Below are 15,622 nucleotides of genomic sequence, written 5' to 3'. Positions count from 1 at the left end.
AAACATATTTTGACATTGAAATCGCCTACTTCAAGATACCCTTAAGTTAATTTTCTTTTGGTTGACAATTCCGGAAATTATTTCTATATTGAAGAAGATTTAATTTCGAATTTAGTGAAAGGGGCATTTGATGCCTGCTACAGCAAAAGAAGATAAAAGCAAGAGCAGTAAAAAGACCGCGGCTGCCAAGAAGAGCAGCCCGAAGCGGAAAAAGAGCAAGGTTAAAAAAGACCTGGTTATCGTGGAATCTCCAGCCAAGGCCCACACTATCGAGAAGTACCTGGGCCGGAAGTACCACGTAATCGCCTCTAAAGGGCACATCCGGGACTTGCCCAAGTCCCAGATGGGGGTCGACATTGACCACGACTACCAGCCAAAATACATCTCCATCCGGGGGAAGGGTGACACCATCAAGGAACTGAAGGCTGAAGCCAAGAAGGCCAACAAAGTCTACCTGGCTTCCGACCCCGACCGGGAAGGGGAAGCTATTGCCTGGCACGTGGCCCACGTTTTAGGCCTGGACGAAAAAGAAGCCAACCGGGTAACCTTTAACGAAGTTACCAAAGACGCGGTCAAGGATGCCTTCAACCACGCCCGGACCATCGATATGGACACGGTCAACGCTCAGCAGGCCCGCCGGGTCCTGGACCGCTTGGTCGGCTACTCTTTGTCGCCGATTCTCTGGTCCAAGGTCAAGAAGGGCCTGTCAGCCGGCCGGGTGCAGTCTGTTGCCTTGAAGCTGGTTATCGACCGGGAAAAGGAAATTAAGGCCTTCAAGCCGGTTGAATACTGGACGATTGACGCTGAATTTGCCAAGGGCAAGGACAAGTTCCAGGCTAGCTTTTACGGCGAAGAAGGCAAAAAGACGGAATTGCCAAATAACGAGGCCGTCCAGAAGCTGCTGGCTAAGTTTGACAAGAAGCAGCCGTTTACGGTCAGTAAGGTAGTTAAAAGAGAAGTCCGCCGGCAGCCAGCCGCGCCGTTTACCACTTCAACCATGCAGCAGGAAGCCAACCGGCGGCTGAACTTCCGGACTTCAAAGACCATGAACATTGCCCAGCACCTGTATGAAGGGATCAGCCTGGGCAAGGAAGGCACGGTCGGTTTGATCACCTACATGAGGACTGACTCCAAGCGAATCTCACCAGTTGCCCGCCAGGAAGCAGCTCAGTTCATCGCTGAGGAATACGGCAGCGACTTCGCGGTCAAGAAGGAGCGCCACTTCAAGAATCAAGGCGACGCTCAGGATGCCCACGAAGCTGTCCGGCCGACCAGTGTCTACCGGACACCGAAGTCCCTGGAAAAGGTTTTGACCAAGGATGAGCTCCGCCTTTACACCTTAATTTGGAGCCGTTTTGTGGCTAGTGAAATGACTCCGGCCGTCTTTGACACGGTCCGCTATGACTTGACCCAAAATGGGGTGACCTTCAGAGCCAGCGGGTCAGTTATGAAGTTTGCCGGCTACACCAAGGTTTATGACAACCGGAGTGAAAAGAACGTGGCCCTGCCAGCCCTGGAAGAGGGCGACGAGGTCAAGCTGACCAAGTCAGACAACAAGCAGCACTTCACCCAGCCGCCGGCCCGCTATACTGAAGCCAGCCTGGTCCGGGCTCTGGAAGAAAACGGGGTTGGCCGGCCGTCAACTTACGCGCCGACCATCCAGAACATCCAGTCCCGGAATTATGTCAAGCTGGAAGGGCGGGCAATCGTGCCAACTGAACTGGGGGAAATCGTCGACGGCTTGGTTGAGCAGTTCTTCCCGGACATCACCAGCGTTGACTACACGGCCAAGCTGGAAGATGAACTCGATGAAGTCGAAGAAGGCAAGAAAGACTGGGTCAGTGTGGTTGACCAGTACTACAAGCCATTCTCCAAAGAACTGGAGAAAGCCGACAGCGAGATCCAGAAGATCCAGATCAAGGACCAGCCAGCTGGCTTTGATTGTGAAGTCTGCGGGGCCCCGATGTTGGTCAAGATGGGCCGCTACGGCAAGTTCTACGGCTGTTCCCGTTTCCCGGACTGCCGCCACACCCAGACCATCGTCAAGAAGGTCGGCGTGACTTGTCCGAAGTGCGGGGAAGGCGAAGTTTTGGAAAAGAAGTCCAAGCGGGGCCGGAAATTCTATGGCTGTTCCCGCTATCCAGACTGTGACTTTGTTTCCTGGGACAAGCCGATCAGCCGGGTCTGCCCGCACGACGGCCACTTCCTGGTCGAAAAGAAGCGCAAGGACGGCATGGTCGTCCTCTGCCCGAATGGCGACTACAAGGAAGAGCCAATAGAAGAACAAGACGAAGCAGCCGAATAAGTTGAAAGTTAAAGCAAAGATGTCACCAAGGCCCTTGGTGGCATTTTTTGCTCAGAGCGTGCGATTAGGCAGGGAGAAGCTTTTTCGGTAAAATGGTAAGTAGATAATTTTTAAGCGAAGGATTGAATCAAATGACAGAAAAAGTTACGGTAATTGGCGCCGGGTTGGCCGGCAGCGAAGCAGCATGGCAGCTGGCCAAAAGAGGGATCAAGGTTGACTTGTACGAAATGCGGCCAAAGAAAATGACTCCGGCCCATGAAAGCGGCAATTTTGCGGAATTAGTCTGCACCAACTCCATGCGGTCCAACCAGCTTTCAAACGCTGTTGGCCTCTTGAAAGAAGAAATGCGGCAGATGGACTCCTTGATCATGCAAGCCGCTGATGCCTGCCAGGTTCCAGCCGGCGGGGCGTTAGCCGTTGACCGGGAGCTTTTCTCCAAGTATGTGACCGACAAATTGACCAGCCTGCCGGAAGTGACCATTCACGATGAAGAAATCACTGACCTGCCAAGTGAAGGCATCACCGTTATCGCGACCGGTCCTTTGACCAGCGATAGCCTGGCAGAAAAGATACAGGACTTTGAAGGCACCGAAAGCCTCCACTTCTTTGACGCGGCCGCTCCAATCATCGCGGCTGACTCCATTGACATGGACATCGTTTACAAGAAGAGTCGTTATGACCGGGGCGAAGCCGCCTACCTCAACTGCCCGATGACCAAGGAAAAATACGACCGCTTTGCCAATGCCCTGGTTCACGCGGAAACTGCTGAAATGCACGGTTTTGAAAACAGCGAGGTCTTTGAAGGCTGCATGCCGATCGAAGTCATGGCGGCCCGGGGGGCCAAGACCATGCTCTTTGGTCCTTTAAAGCCAGTCGGCCTGGAGAACCCGAAGGACGGCAAGACTCCTTACGCTGTCGTTCAGCTCCGCCAGGACAACGCTGCTGCCTCCATGTACAATATCGTGGGCTTCCAGACCCACCTCAAGTACGGGGAACAAAAGCGGGTCTTCCAAATGATCCCTGGCCTGGAAAACGCCCGCTTCGTCCGCTACGGCAAGATGCACCGGAACACCTACATGGCCAGCCCGGAAGTTTTAAAGGCCAGCTATGAAGCTAAAAAGCGGCCAGGCCTCTTCTTTGCCGGCCAGATGACCGGGGTGGAAGGCTACGTGGAAAGTGCCGGCAGCGGCCTGGTCGCCGGGATTAACGCGGCTAGAGAAGCCCTGGGGCAAGAGACGGTTGAATTCCCGGTAACCACTGCCCTTGGCTCTATGGCTCACTACATTACGACCACTGATGCCAAGCACTTTCAGCCAATGAACGCCAGCTTTGCTTTGATTCCGGGCCTGGAGGGCAAGAAGATCAGAAACAAGCGCGAGCGCCACGAAAAGATCAGTGAACGGGGCCTGGCCGCCCTGGCCGCCTTTAAGGCAGAGAAGCTGGCTGACTAATGACCCTTGAAGAGCAGTTTCTTTCCTACTTGAAAAATGAGCGCTCTTACAGCCCCAAAACCGTCCTGGCCTACCAAAAGGACCTGGCAGCAGCTAAGAAATTCTGGCAGGAAAACGGGGGCTTTCCAGGCTGGGATCAAATATCCCGCCGGGACATGGAAATTTACCTGCTGGCAACCGGGCAAAAGCTGGCATCCAGCACTTTATCCCGAAAATTATCCAGCCTTAAGTCTTTTTACCGACTTTTGACCAGGCGGGGTTTGGTCAAAGCTGACCCGACCGTGGCCATTCAGCTTAGGCGAGGGAAGCAAAAGCTGCCGGAATTTTTCTACCAAGATGAAGTCGGCCAGGTCATCCGCTCGCTAAACGATGGCAAACCGTTAACAGTCCGCAACCGGGCAATCGTGGCGCTTTTTTACGCGACCGGGATGCGGCTGAGCGAACTGACTGACTTGAAAATTAAGCAGCTTGACCTGGAAAACGGCATGATTTTGGTGCACGGCAAGGGCAATAAGGACCGTTATGTCTTTTTTGACCAAGAGAGCAAAAAGTACTTGGAGGAATATCTGCAGGCAGCCCGGCCAAGTTTATTGAAAAATGAGCCAGATACCGGGGCAGTCTTTTTAAACAAGCTCGGTAGGCCAATTTCCAGCCGGGGGATTGCCAAAGCCGTCCAGCAAATTTTTCAAAAAGCAGGCTTGACGGCTGGTGCCCACCCCCATGAACTCCGCCATAGCTTCGCCACCGCCATGCTCAACAACGGGGCAGACCTCAGGAGCGTGCAGGAGCTCTTGGGCCATGAGGACTTGTCTACGACCCAGATCTATACTCACGTCAGCATGCAGCATCTTACGGCGGAATATCGCCAGCATTTTCCCCGAAAATGAGGAAAAGTGTTATTATGAAAATGTTTGGAAAGCGGCAATCATTTCCGCTTTTTAGCAAGATTTTTAAATAACGCGATCAATAGAAAAGCAAACAAACGGAGGAAGAAAATGACAACGATTTGTTCAGTAAAATACAATGGCCAGACGGCGATTGCCGGCGACGGCCAGGTGACCCTGGGCAAGAGCATCATCGCCAAGACCACGGCCAAGAAGATCCGCCGCATTTACCATGACCAAGTGGTGATCGGCTTTGCCGGCGGGGTGGCGGATGCCGTCAGCCTGCAGGAAATGCTGGAAGGAAAGCTGGAAAGCTACAGCGGCGACTTACGCCGGGCAGCCGTGGAAATGGCCCAGTCCTGGCGGAAAGACCCGACCTTGCAGAAATTGGAAGCCATGGTTATTGCTTTTAACGACCAGGACCTGCTCTTGATTTCCGGCAACGGGGAAGTGCTCGAACCAGACGAAAGCGTGGTGGCCATCGGCTCAGGCGGCTACTATGCCCAGGCAGCGGCCGTGGGGATGCTCCGGCATGCCAGCGGGATGACGGCCAGTGAAATCGCCAAGGAAGCAGTCAATATAGCTGCGGACATCGATGTTTTTACCGACCACGAGATTGTTACGGATGAAATCGAGGAAAAATAGGGATGAGAGAGAAAACGCCAAAGCAGATCGTTGACCTGCTGGACAAGTACATCGTCGGGCAGAATGAAGCCAAGAAGTCCGTGGCTATCGCCCTGTATAACCGCTACCGCCGGGCCCAGCTGCCAGAAGACGTGCAAAAGGACATTACGCCAAAGAACATTTTGATGGCCGGGCCAACCGGGGTCGGGAAGACGGAAATCGCCCGCCGCCTGGCTGACATCGTTGACGCGCCTTTCGTCAAGGTTGAGGCTACCAAGTTTACCGAAGTCGGCTACGTGGGCCGGGATGTTGAATCCATGGTCCGGGACCTGGCCAATGAAGCTGTCCGGATCGTGGAAAAAGAAGAATTTGTCAAGGTTGAAGGCCAGGCCATCCGCCAGGCCAACAAGACCCTGGTCCGCCTGCTGGTGCCGGGCGTTAAGCGCAACAACCGGCAAAACCAGATGCAGCAGATGCAGGAAATGATGCAGAGCCTGCTGGCTGGCGGCGGGATGCCGGAAGAAACAGAAGAAGTTACTGACGAGATCAGAAACCAAAGACTCAGCGTGGCTGAAAAGCTGGACCGGGGGCTTTTGGAAAACGAAGAAGTCACCATCGAAGTTGAACAAGCTCCAAAGGCCAACCCAATGGGCGACATGATGGGGCAGATGGGGATGGACATGTCCAGCATGCTGGGTGACATGCTTCCTAAGAAGAAAGTCAAGCGGACCCTGCCGGTCGGCCAGGCCAGAAAGCTTTTGGTCCAAGAAGAAGAAAAGAAGCTGGTCAACTATGACGATATCTACCAAAAGGCCATGGACCGGGCCGGGCAGAGCGGGATCATCTTCATCGACGAAATCGACAAGATTACCGCGGCTGATAAGCGCAACTCCGCCGGCGTCTCAAGAGAAGGGGTTCAAAGAGACATTCTGCCGATCGTTGAAGGCTCAACCGTAAGCACTAAGTACGGTCCGCTTTCAACCGACCATATCCTCTTTATCGCGGCCGGGGCCTTTGCTGAAAGCAAGCCGAGCGACCTCATTCCGGAACTGCAGGGCCGGTTCCCGATCAGAGTTGAGCTGGCCGCCTTGACCAAGGATGACTTCGTCAGAATCTTAAAGGACCCGCAAAACTCCCTCTTGAAGCAGTACATTGCCTTGCTGAAGGCTGACGGGGTTGACCTGGTCTTCACAGCTGAAGCAGTCGACAAGATTGCTGAAATTGCCTTTGAAGTCAACCAGGGGACGGACAATATAGGTGCCCGCCGCCTGGCTACGATCTTGGAGAAGCTGCTGGAAGAAGTTCTCTATGAAGGGCCGGACATGGAAATGGGGCAAATCACCATCACCCAGGCCTATGTCGAACAGAAATTGAGCGATATCGTCAAGAACAAGGACCTGACCAAGTTCATCCTGTAAAGGGGGGATTTTTGGCAAATTGTTCCTGAATTAGTGTAAAAATGCGATTGAGTTTAGAAAAAATAAGAGTATCAAGGGGCAAATAATGGATTATACTATCGAAAACGAGATTCTGAAGGTTACGGTATCAAGCCGCGGGGCAGAGCTGCAGAGCGTCATTGGCAAGCACATCGGCAATGAATACATCTGGCAGGCTGACCCGGAAGTCTGGGGCCGGCATGCTCCAGTCTTGTTCCCGATCGTGGGCAAGCTGAAGAATGATGAATACAGCTACCAGGGCCAGACCTACCACATGGGACAGCACGGCTTTGCCCGCAACATGGAATTTGCCCTGGAAGAGCAGACTAAGGAAAAGCTGACCTTCCTTTTGACCGACACAGAAGAAACCAGAGCTGTCTACCCCTTCAAGTTTGAATTCCGGGTCAGCTATGAGCTTTTGAACAACATGATCAAGGAAAGCTTCCACGTCACTAACAAGGGTGAAGGGGACATGATCTTCGGTGTCGGCGGCCACCCGGGCTTTGCCTTGCCGGTTGAAGACCGGGTCAAGAAGGATGACTTCTACCTGCAGGTCAACCCGGCTAAGCCCCGGGTGCAGGTGCCGCTGGAAGGCGGCCTGCTCAACTGGGAAAAGCGGTTCCTGGCCCCAACTGAATCCTTGATCACGATCACTGACGATCTCTTTAAGGATGATGCCATGGTGCTGGTGATGCGGCACCCGGACAACAAGTTCTCCATCAAGACGGAAACCAGCCGCTTCCACATCAATGTCAGAACTGATTCAGCTCCTTACGTGGGCATCTGGTCCCAGTACCCAAAGACGGCTGATTACGTCTGTATCGAACCATGGTGGGGGATCGCTGACCTTACCGATACTGACGGGGACCTGGAAGATAAGAAGGGGATGAACCGGCTGGCAAGCGGGGAAGACTTCGAAGCCAGCTTCCGCATGTCCTTCCACAGCAAGGTCCAGAGCAAATAAGAGTTAGAAAGTAAAGATAATTTTTTGCATGAGCTGCCAGATTCTGGCAGCTTTTTTTATGGGAAAAAGCTGGCCAAACATTCTGAAAGCGGACACAAAAATAAAACGATTTGGACTATAATTAACTTATAAAGTATGTGCTTGCAAAAAAGTGTTTGAATTATGTTTTGGAGGAATAAAAAATGACGAAGCTATATAGCGTCCTAACGGCCGCTGCCCTTATGTCCCTTTGACTTTTGGCCGGCTAGGAAAGCCAAGCCAGCCAGGCAGATGAATATAATCCAGAAGTTAGAAACTTTTAGGTACGGGAAGGCGAATACCGGATTGCCCAGGAGCTGGTCAAGAATGCTAAAAGCCTTGCCGGCTAATACGGTTTATGAATTCGTGCCCGAGCCCAATTTCGCCAAGGCGGGGACATATAAGACCTGGATCCGCCTGCTTTATCCGGACAATTCAATGGAGACCAGCCAGGAAGTAACCGTCAGCGTTTATGAACATACCTGGAAGGCGAAGAAGACGGTCAAAAAGCATAAAAAGCTAATAAGAAGAGCAAGAAGTCCAAGCGCCTGATCACCAACCGGGCAAAACTGCCTAAGAAGACCAGTTTCCGCTTTGCCCGAGTGCCAAACTTCAAGCGGGCCGGGAGCTACTACGCGGCCGTTTTGGTCACCTACCCAGACAAGAGCCAGGAATACACCCGGCAGGTTAAAGTGACGGTCAAGCGGCAGAAAGACAAGGGCCAGATCGTCGCTTATGGGGCGAAATTAACAGCCAAGTCCTTAATTAAAAACGCCAAGTCCCTGCCGAAGAAGGGAACCAGCTCTCGCAAAAGATCAACACCAAGCAGGCTGGGACTTACCTGCTTGCAGTCAAAGTAACTTACCCGGATAAGAGCTGGGAAGTGACAAGATTTGTTAAGGTCACGGTTAAGCGGCAGACTGACAAGGCCCGCTACCAGGTCAAGGTCCGTCCAGGGCAGGTAACTTTAGGGCAGAAACTGTCACCAGGCCAGCTGGTAACTAACGGTAACTAACGGTAACTAACGGTAACTAACCTCTCCAGCCTGCCGAAGAAGAGCAAGGAGACCAGTGCCTTTTTGACGGTAACTGTCAATAATCCTGCTGACTCATCCCGCTACACCCCTGTCTTATTAGCCGCTAAAACCCAAGTGGGCAAGGCAATCGCGGCTTCCAGCTTGATTGCCAACTTCGCCTCCCCGCCAGCTGGCAGTCAGGCTAGCTACCTGACGGTGCCAGACTTTGCCAAGGCCGGCAGCTACAAGACCCAGATTAAGGTCACATACCCGGACAAGTCGACCTGGACCAGTTCAGAATTCATGATTGAGGTTGCCCCGGGAGCAGAAAGCACGCAGAGCAACTAAGTTTATTAACATCATTCTTTAAATCAAGACCAAAATGGGTCTTGATTTTTTGTTTTTTAATCTGTGTTTTTCACAAACTTTTGCTATAATATCGACTAGTAAGCGGTTACAAGTCGCCGATAAATTAAGTCAACATGGGGAAATGGCCAATGAGAAAAATCAAGTGTGAGCTTTGCGGGCAAAGAGATTTGTTAAAAGAAGGCAGCCGTTTTGTCTGCCAGACCTGTGGGGCAGCCTATTCAGCTGACCAGTTGCGCCGGCAATTTGACCTTGCCGACCAGGCGGAGATTTATGCTGAAGCCAAGCAGGCCTACCGGGCCAAGCGCTTCAAGCAGGCCAGGCAGCTGTATCTGGCCTTAGCAGAAGAAGGGGACCAGCAGGCGGCCTTTTACGCCAGCCTTTCCAGCAGCCAGCTCGACCCGGCGACGGACTTTGCCCCCCTTTTGAATCAGCTGCGGGCAGCTTTAGTGGCCAGCCGGGAAAAGGGTGGGGAAGGCTACTTTGCTTTTGCCAGCCGGGCCCTGGGCGAAGTGATCGTTTTTGCCCTGGCAGTGGAAGAAGAATGTGAAGAAGACTTTCAAAAGCAGGCTCAGCGCCTGGAACTCAGTTCCCGGCAGACCCTGGAGAAGGGCCACCAGAAGATGCAGAAAGAAGCCGGCCGAGCCTGGCTCTTGATGAGCCAGGCAGCCCACCTCTGCGTAGGGGAGAGCGATGACTTAGCCGCTGTCAGTCCCTATTTCTGGGAGCTGGTCGATGCGATTATCGATGACTTGAGCATCAACCAGAAGCGGGGAACGATTGCCTTGGGCAACGTGAAAGAAGAACGGGCTTATTTTGAAGCCTTGAAGGCTGAGAAAAAGGTCAAAAAGCTGGTTAATGGTTAATCTTTTTAAAGTGAATCTTGGCTAAGGCAAATTTTTTGTAAAAAAAGGCTTGCCAAGAGTTAAAAAGCTAAGTATGATATTACTTGGTCGGGGGATGCGAGGAGCCGTCCCTTGGTTGAATTGAAGATTGCGTTATAGCCAAGTGGTAAGGCAACGGTTTTTGGTACCGTCATGCGCTGGTTCGAATCCAGCTAACGCAATTGTGAGGAAGACACCCAGTCGGGTGTCTTTTTTGTTTTTTCTATCTTTCTTGCCCTTTTCTTTTCTCAGCTTGTCTGCCTTGACCAGGCAGGTGGAGAAGGCTAAACTTATTAGTTAAGTTGATTAATTTTTTTAGAAAAAAAGCTGAGGTAAAAGCGTGAACGGATTAATTAAAGCAAGCGATGTCAATCAAGCCGGCCACCTGCAGATTGCCGGGGTAGATGCCCTGGAACTGGCGGCCAGGTACCAGACCCCCCTGCAGGTTTTTGACGTGGGGAAAATCCGCCAGGCAATCCGGGCCTTTAAGCGGGTCTTTGAAGAAGAAGGGGTAGACTATGAAGTCAGCTATGCTTCAAAGGCCTTTTCCTGCCTGGCCATTTACCAGGTCATCAATGAAGAAGGCGGCCACACCGACGTCGTCTCTGGCGGGGAACTCTGGACGGCCATGAAGGCGGGCTTTCCTATGGACAAGGTGAGTTTCCACGGCAACAACAAGAGCCGGGCAGAACTGGAAATGGCTGTTGACCAGGGAGTCGGGGTCATTATTTTGGACAACTTCCATGAAATTGACTTGCTCAGCCAGATTTTGGAAGAAAAAGACGCAAGCAGCAAGGTCATGCTCCGGGTTACCCCCGGCATCAGCGCCCACACCAACGAATATATCCAGACTGGCCAGGTGGACTCCAAGTTTGGCTTTGATATGGAAAGCGGCCAGGCTGACCGGGCCCTGGAACTGGTCCTGGCCAATCCGCGGATGAAGATGGCCGGCATTCACGCCCACATTGGCTCGCAAATTTTTGACGTCCGGGGCTTCGTGGGCTGCGCAGACAAGCTCTGCCAGCTGGCTAGTGCCTGGAAAGAGAAATACGGCTATGAAACGGACATCTTGAATGTGGGGGGCGGCTTTGGCATCCACTATACTGACCAGGACCAGCCGCTTCCGGCTGAAGAATTCGTCCGGGCCATTGTTAAAGAAGTCAAAAGCAAGTGTCAGGAAAACAATTTGAAATTGCCGGCCATCTGGATTGAACCAGGCCGGTCGATCGTCGGCCCTGCGGGCTTTAGCCTTTATACTGTCGGCTCAAGAAAGGACCTGCCTGGCTACCCGAGCTATGTCGCCCTTGACGGGGGGATGGGGGACAATATCCGCCCAGCTCTTTACCAGGCAGAATATTCAGCCGTTGTTGCTGACCGCCCTCAGGCAGAAGATGAAGAAAGGGTCAACCTGGTCGGCAAGTACTGCGAAAGCGGGGATATCTTGATCAAGTCTTGTCCTTTACCAAAAACCGAACCAGGTGACGTAGTTGCCCTCTTAAGTACCGGCGCCTATGGCTATTCCATGGCCTCAAACTACAACCGCAATCCGCGTCCGGCCGTGGTTTTTGCCGAGGACGGGGTTGACCAGCTGGTGATCAAGCGGGAAAGCTATGACGATTTGATTGCCAACGACTTAAAATATCAAAAATAATCCCGGGACATTTTTAACAAAATAAACTTTTGCCTGGTATAGAATTAAGAAAATAATTTTTAATTTGAGGAAAAATGGACAAAGTTAGCTATATCTGCCGCTTTCCTTAACAAACTATGCTAAAATAGGCTTAAATGTTAAGTTGCTGTTCTTTTTGATTTGAATTAAGAGGTTTTTTCCAATGCCAAAATTAGCGCAAGATTTACTGCCGATTATCAACCACAAGCTCGACGCCGTGGTTCCTTCAGATATCCGCCGTTTTGACAAGTATGTTTCCCAGTTCGATGATGTTGTCAAGCTGACCCTGGGTGAACCGGACTTAAATACCCCGGAACACATCAAGCAGGCAGCGATCCGGGACATTGAAAACAATGACAGTCACTACGGCCCGCAGTCAGGCAAGCCGGAACTGCTCCAGGCCATCAGCAAGTACGTTAAGGGCGTGACCGGGGTTGACTATGACCCGGCGAGTGAAATCACCGTCACGGTCGGGGCAACCGAAGCCTTGAACTGCAGCTTGTCCGCCCTTTTGAACGATGGCGACAAGGTGATCGTGCCTACTCCAGTCTGGTCCATGTACATGCAGCTGGTCTGCTTGACTGGGGCTACTCCAGTTGAAGTCGACACTTCAGACACCGGCTTTATTTTGACCCCGGAAAAGCTGGAAGAAGTCATTGAACGGGAAGGCAAGGGGATTAAGGCTGTTATGCTGAACGACCCGACCAACCCGACCGGGGTAACCTACCCTAAGGAAGTTATCGAAGGCCTGGCTGAAGTTATCAAGAAGCACCACATGTACGCGATCAGTGATGAAATCTACTCCGAACTGATCTACGGGGATGCCAAGCACTACTCTTTGGCTACTTACATTCCAGACAGAACCATCTTTATTTCCGGTCTGTCCAAGTCCCACGCCATGACTGGCTGGCGGCTGGGCTATATCTGCGGGCCAGCTGAAATCATGGCCAGCGTCCGCAAGATGAACGACTTCATGATCACGGTCGTGACCAACAACGTGCAAGCTGCGGCCATTGAAGCCTTGACCAACGGTCTGGATGACCCGAAGGAATTCAGAGATATCTACCAGCGCCGGGTCAACTTCATGGAAAAGGGCTTGAAGAAGCTGGGTTTTGACATGGCTTTGCCGCGCGGGGCCTTCTACATCTTTGCCAAGATTCCTGAAAAGTACCAGGGTGACGACGTCGGCTTTGCCAAGGCCTTGGCAAAGGATGCCAGAGTCGGCGTGATCCCGGGCAGCTACTTTGGGGCTGGCGGGGCCGGCTATGTCCGCATGTCCTACGCTTCCAGCGATGAAGTCTTAAAAGAGGCTCTCAAGCGGATTACCAAGTTTGTGGAAGCAGAATAATAATTTTTATTAACTTAAACTTCCCACTTTTGTAAGTGGGAAGTTTAAGTTACCTATAAGAGACGCAAGCAAGTCGGTAAAAAGCAAGACATCTTAGATTCTCTGCCGGGCGAGGAGGTTCATCATCGTTTGGATGATCTTACTTGTCCAGACTGCCAGCACGAGCTGAAAGAGATCGGCAGCTTCTGTGCCAGAAAAAAGCTGCTCTACATTCCAGCCCAAGTTAAGAGAATCGATCATATTCAGCACTCTTACAAGTGCCAGCACTGCAGTGATGAGGCACCAGCTGACAAGATTATTAAAGCACCTGTACCTAAGGCTCCGTTAACCAACAGTCTTGGCTCAGCTTCTTTGATCTCAAATACTATCTATCAGAAGTACGTTCTCAAGTTTCCTGCCTACCGGCAAGAGAAAGACTTACGGCGTATGGGCCTTCCGCTTGATCACAAGACGGTTTTTAATTGGCATATCAAGGTCTGCGAGTACTACCTCTCCAGCCTTTACGAACTCTTGAGAAAAGAGCTGCTAAAGCAGGATGTAATTCACTCAGATGAGACGCCATATCGAGTCTTAGACAGTGAAAGAGCTAAAGACTACGTCTGGACCTTCTTGTCAGGCAAGCATGCCGAGAAGCCGATTGTCCTGTATCACCATGGATCACGAAAAGGCGCCGAAGCATGGGATTTCCTGGCAGGCTTCAGCGGATACCTTCATTGTGATCAATATCTTGCCTAAAGACAAGGCTATAGAGTCCGACGCGACTTCGGTGCTAATCAAGGGATCAACTACTGTAGTCAAATGTTTAGCCTGGAGCGCGCCTGGGAAGACCTTTCCGCTGAAGAGAGATACGAAAAGCGCCAGTCCGAATTAAAGCCTCTGCTAGGGAAGTTTTCCGACTGGTGCTCCAAGAAATCAATCTCCGTGTTGCCTTCCGGTAAGCTGGGGACAGCCTTCAAGTATTGCATGAAGCACATGGACAAGTTCATAAACGTTCTAAAAGATAGTCGCCTTGAACTGTCCAACAACAGAGCAGAACGAGCAGTCAAAGAGATCGTCATGGGACGCAAGAACTGGCTCTTTTCACAGAGCAGTACAGGCGCCAAATCCATGGCAATCATTATGAGCATACTCGAAACCGCCAAACAAAATGGCTTGGATCAATTCAAATACATCAACTATCTTCTAGACAAGCTGCCCAATGAGCTGTCATTCAGCGTCTGGAAGCCTATTTACCATGGGCTGAGGATGTTCAACTCCACTGTAAGTAAAGTCCCATAAACTGATTAATCCCATCTTAGCATTGCTAGGATGGGATTTTAATATACTCTGCTATTGGGTACTTACAAAAATTGTTGGGAAAGCCCCAATGATTTATGAAAAAGCTGTATCATAAATAAGGATATTCATCGCTTTGTCTTCTTATATAGGCGGGGCAAGGCCAGTAGCCAATAGCTACTGATCCTGTTACAACGGAAAGGAAAGCAGAAAAATGAAGCTGTTTGATTTAAATCGATTTTCACGCAATTACGGCTTTTTGGTAAAAATCGGGACGGCAATTCTATACTCAGTTATGGTTGCCGTAGCCCTGAACTTCTTCTGGCATCCCGGCCACATCTATTCTTCCGGGATCACCGGCTTCGCGCAGATCGTCAACACTGTGACCAGCCGCTACATGCCATTTACCATCCCAACAGAAGTGATGTACTTTGCCTTGAACGTACCCCTCTTTATCCTAGCTTGGTTCAAGATCGGCCGTGAGTTTACCGGCTACACCATCTTCGCGGTTGCTATGTCCGCGATCATGATGCGTTTCATCCAACCGACCCAAGTTAGCCTGGACCCTATCCTCTGCGCCATTTTCGGGGCAGCAGTCAACGGGATCGGCACTGGTATGGCTTTGAAGAGTGGGATCTCTACGGGTGGTTTGGACATCTTAGGTATCGTGGTCAGGAAGAAAACTGGTATGAACTACGGCAAGTTCAATATCTTGATCAACTTGATCATCGTTTTGATCGCTGGTTTTCTCTTTGACTGGTCCAGAGCCCTCTACACGGCCTTGAACATTTTCATCAACGGCCGCTTCATCGACTCAGTCTACACTCAGCACAACAAGCTGCAGGTAATGATTGTTACTGAACATCCCAATGCTATCATCGAAGGAATTCAAGAAAAGATGCACCGCGGGATCACTATCTTCCACGACGTGGAAGGGGCCTACGGGCATACTGAAAAGACCGTCCTTTTAACCATTATCGACACTTACGACCTCTACGACATCCGGACCACAGTAGAAAAATGTGACCCCTTTGTCTTCATGAGTGTCACGGAAGTCCAGAAAGTTTATGGCAGATTTAGAGAACAAGAAGTCGTTTAGCTATTGAGAAATATTAAAGACAAATTATACTTGTGTTATGAAAGTTAAGTGAGGTGGTGAAATAGATGCCAGATGAAAGGGACAATAGCCGCTATCAACCAAAATATATAGGCTTGGATTTGGCGACTGAGATCGCCACTACTTACGCTAAACAGCATGGACACCACAATGTCAAGCTGCTGATGACTAAGACCAGTCCAGACAAGCGGTCAGAGTATTTTTACGTCTTCAGCGTAACTGACAGCTTGCGCGAGAACGGTTGTGACTGTTAAAAAGTATTAATT

Annotated in this window: 14 protein-coding genes, 1 tRNA gene and 2 pseudogenes; all 17 read left to right on the top strand. The window is 51.1% G+C overall.

The window, feature by feature from the left end; translation table 11 throughout:
• Positions 1 to 130: 130 nt before the first annotated feature.
• The 17 genes and pseudogenes from topA (at position 131) to HMPREF3168_RS03890 (ending at position 15,610) form a co-directional block, all read left to right on the top strand.
• Complete coding sequence (gene topA / locus HMPREF3168_RS03970) at positions 131 to 2,305, top strand: type I DNA topoisomerase (protein WP_070488566.1); 2,175 nt, start codon at positions 131 to 133, stop codon at positions 2,303 to 2,305.
• A 131-nt stretch (positions 2,306 to 2,436) separates the two neighbouring features.
• Positions 2,437 to 3,756, top strand: a complete 1,320-nt coding sequence (gene trmFO / locus HMPREF3168_RS03965; protein WP_070488563.1) for a methylenetetrahydrofolate--tRNA-(uracil(54)-C(5))-methyltransferase (FADH(2)-oxidizing) TrmFO — start codon at positions 2,437 to 2,439, stop codon at positions 3,754 to 3,756.
• Positions 3,756 to 4,643 carry a tyrosine recombinase XerC gene (xerC, locus tag HMPREF3168_RS03960; RefSeq protein ID WP_070488561.1) on the top strand — a complete coding sequence of 296 codons (888 nt, stop codon included), beginning with the start codon at positions 3,756 to 3,758 and terminating at the stop codon, positions 4,641 to 4,643. Before trmFO ends, xerC begins: the two co-directional genes overlap by 1 nt.
• A 108-nt stretch (positions 4,644 to 4,751) precedes the next feature.
• Positions 4,752 to 5,285 carry an ATP-dependent protease subunit HslV gene (gene hslV / locus HMPREF3168_RS03955; protein ID WP_003613136.1) on the top strand — a complete coding sequence of 178 codons (534 nt, stop codon included), beginning with the start codon at positions 4,752 to 4,754 and terminating at the stop codon, positions 5,283 to 5,285.
• Between the two features lie 2 nt (positions 5,286 to 5,287).
• Positions 5,288 to 6,682 carry an ATP-dependent protease ATPase subunit HslU gene (hslU, locus tag HMPREF3168_RS03950; RefSeq protein WP_070488559.1) on the top strand — a complete coding sequence of 465 codons (1,395 nt, stop codon included), beginning with the start codon at positions 5,288 to 5,290 and terminating at the stop codon, positions 6,680 to 6,682.
• Positions 6,683 to 6,767: 85 nt separating this feature from the next.
• Positions 6,768 to 7,664 (top strand): aldose 1-epimerase family protein, encoded by an 897-nt coding sequence (locus HMPREF3168_RS03945; protein ID WP_070488557.1) that lies wholly within the window; start codon positions 6,768 to 6,770, stop codon positions 7,662 to 7,664.
• 345 nt (positions 7,665 to 8,009) lie between these two features.
• Positions 8,010 to 8,234, top strand: a complete 225-nt coding sequence (locus HMPREF3168_RS03940) for a Rib/alpha-like domain-containing protein (RefSeq protein ID WP_246825675.1) — start codon at positions 8,010 to 8,012, stop codon at positions 8,232 to 8,234.
• A pseudogene (locus tag HMPREF3168_RS10980) lies at positions 8,231 to 8,332 on the top strand (hypothetical protein); the annotation flags it as partial. The gene HMPREF3168_RS03940 and the pseudogene HMPREF3168_RS10980, both read left to right, overlap by 4 nt.
• 233 nt (positions 8,333 to 8,565) lie before the next feature.
• The gene (locus tag HMPREF3168_RS10920) at positions 8,566 to 8,697 is read left to right on the top strand and encodes a hypothetical protein (protein ID WP_016396520.1); all 132 of its coding nucleotides are present in this window, start codon (positions 8,566 to 8,568) and stop codon (positions 8,695 to 8,697) included.
• A 63-nt stretch (positions 8,698 to 8,760) separates the two neighbouring features.
• Entirely contained in the window at positions 8,761 to 9,045 is a 285-nt protein-coding gene (locus tag HMPREF3168_RS03930) for a Rib/alpha-like domain-containing protein (protein WP_070488553.1), read from the top strand.
• Positions 9,046 to 9,194: 149 nt separating this feature from the next.
• Positions 9,195 to 9,929, top strand: a complete 735-nt coding sequence (locus HMPREF3168_RS03925; protein WP_013439698.1) for a hypothetical protein — start codon at positions 9,195 to 9,197, stop codon at positions 9,927 to 9,929.
• A 128-nt stretch (positions 9,930 to 10,057) separates the two neighbouring features.
• A tRNA-Gln gene (locus tag HMPREF3168_RS03920) sits at positions 10,058 to 10,129 on the top strand.
• A 158-nt stretch (positions 10,130 to 10,287) separates the two neighbouring features.
• Positions 10,288 to 11,598, top strand: a complete 1,311-nt coding sequence (gene lysA / locus HMPREF3168_RS03915; protein ID WP_003613129.1) for a diaminopimelate decarboxylase — start codon at positions 10,288 to 10,290, stop codon at positions 11,596 to 11,598.
• Between the two features lie 181 nt (positions 11,599 to 11,779).
• Positions 11,780 to 12,964: an aminotransferase class I/II-fold pyridoxal phosphate-dependent enzyme gene (locus tag HMPREF3168_RS03910; RefSeq protein ID WP_070488551.1), complete on the top strand. Its 1,185-nt coding sequence runs from the start codon at positions 11,780 to 11,782 to the stop codon at positions 12,962 to 12,964.
• Between the two features lie 129 nt (positions 12,965 to 13,093).
• Positions 13,094 to 14,242: pseudogene (locus HMPREF3168_RS10445) on the top strand (IS66 family transposase).
• 211 nt (positions 14,243 to 14,453) lie between these two features.
• The gene (locus tag HMPREF3168_RS03895) at positions 14,454 to 15,338 is read left to right on the top strand and encodes a YitT family protein (protein ID WP_003613139.1); all 885 of its coding nucleotides are present in this window, start codon (positions 14,454 to 14,456) and stop codon (positions 15,336 to 15,338) included.
• A gap of 65 nt (positions 15,339 to 15,403) precedes the next feature.
• The gene (locus HMPREF3168_RS03890; protein WP_003613137.1) at positions 15,404 to 15,610 is read left to right on the top strand and encodes a hypothetical protein; all 207 of its coding nucleotides are present in this window, start codon (positions 15,404 to 15,406) and stop codon (positions 15,608 to 15,610) included.
• Positions 15,611 to 15,622 lie beyond the last annotated feature (12 nt).

The organism is Lactobacillus sp. HMSC08B12 (assembly GCF_001808415.1).
In the GTDB taxonomy this organism is placed as follows: Bacteria; Bacillota; Bacilli; order Lactobacillales; family Lactobacillaceae; genus Lactobacillus; species Lactobacillus delbrueckii.
Note: the sequence above shows the minus strand (reverse complement) of the source record. Positions and strands in the feature narration are given on the sequence as shown.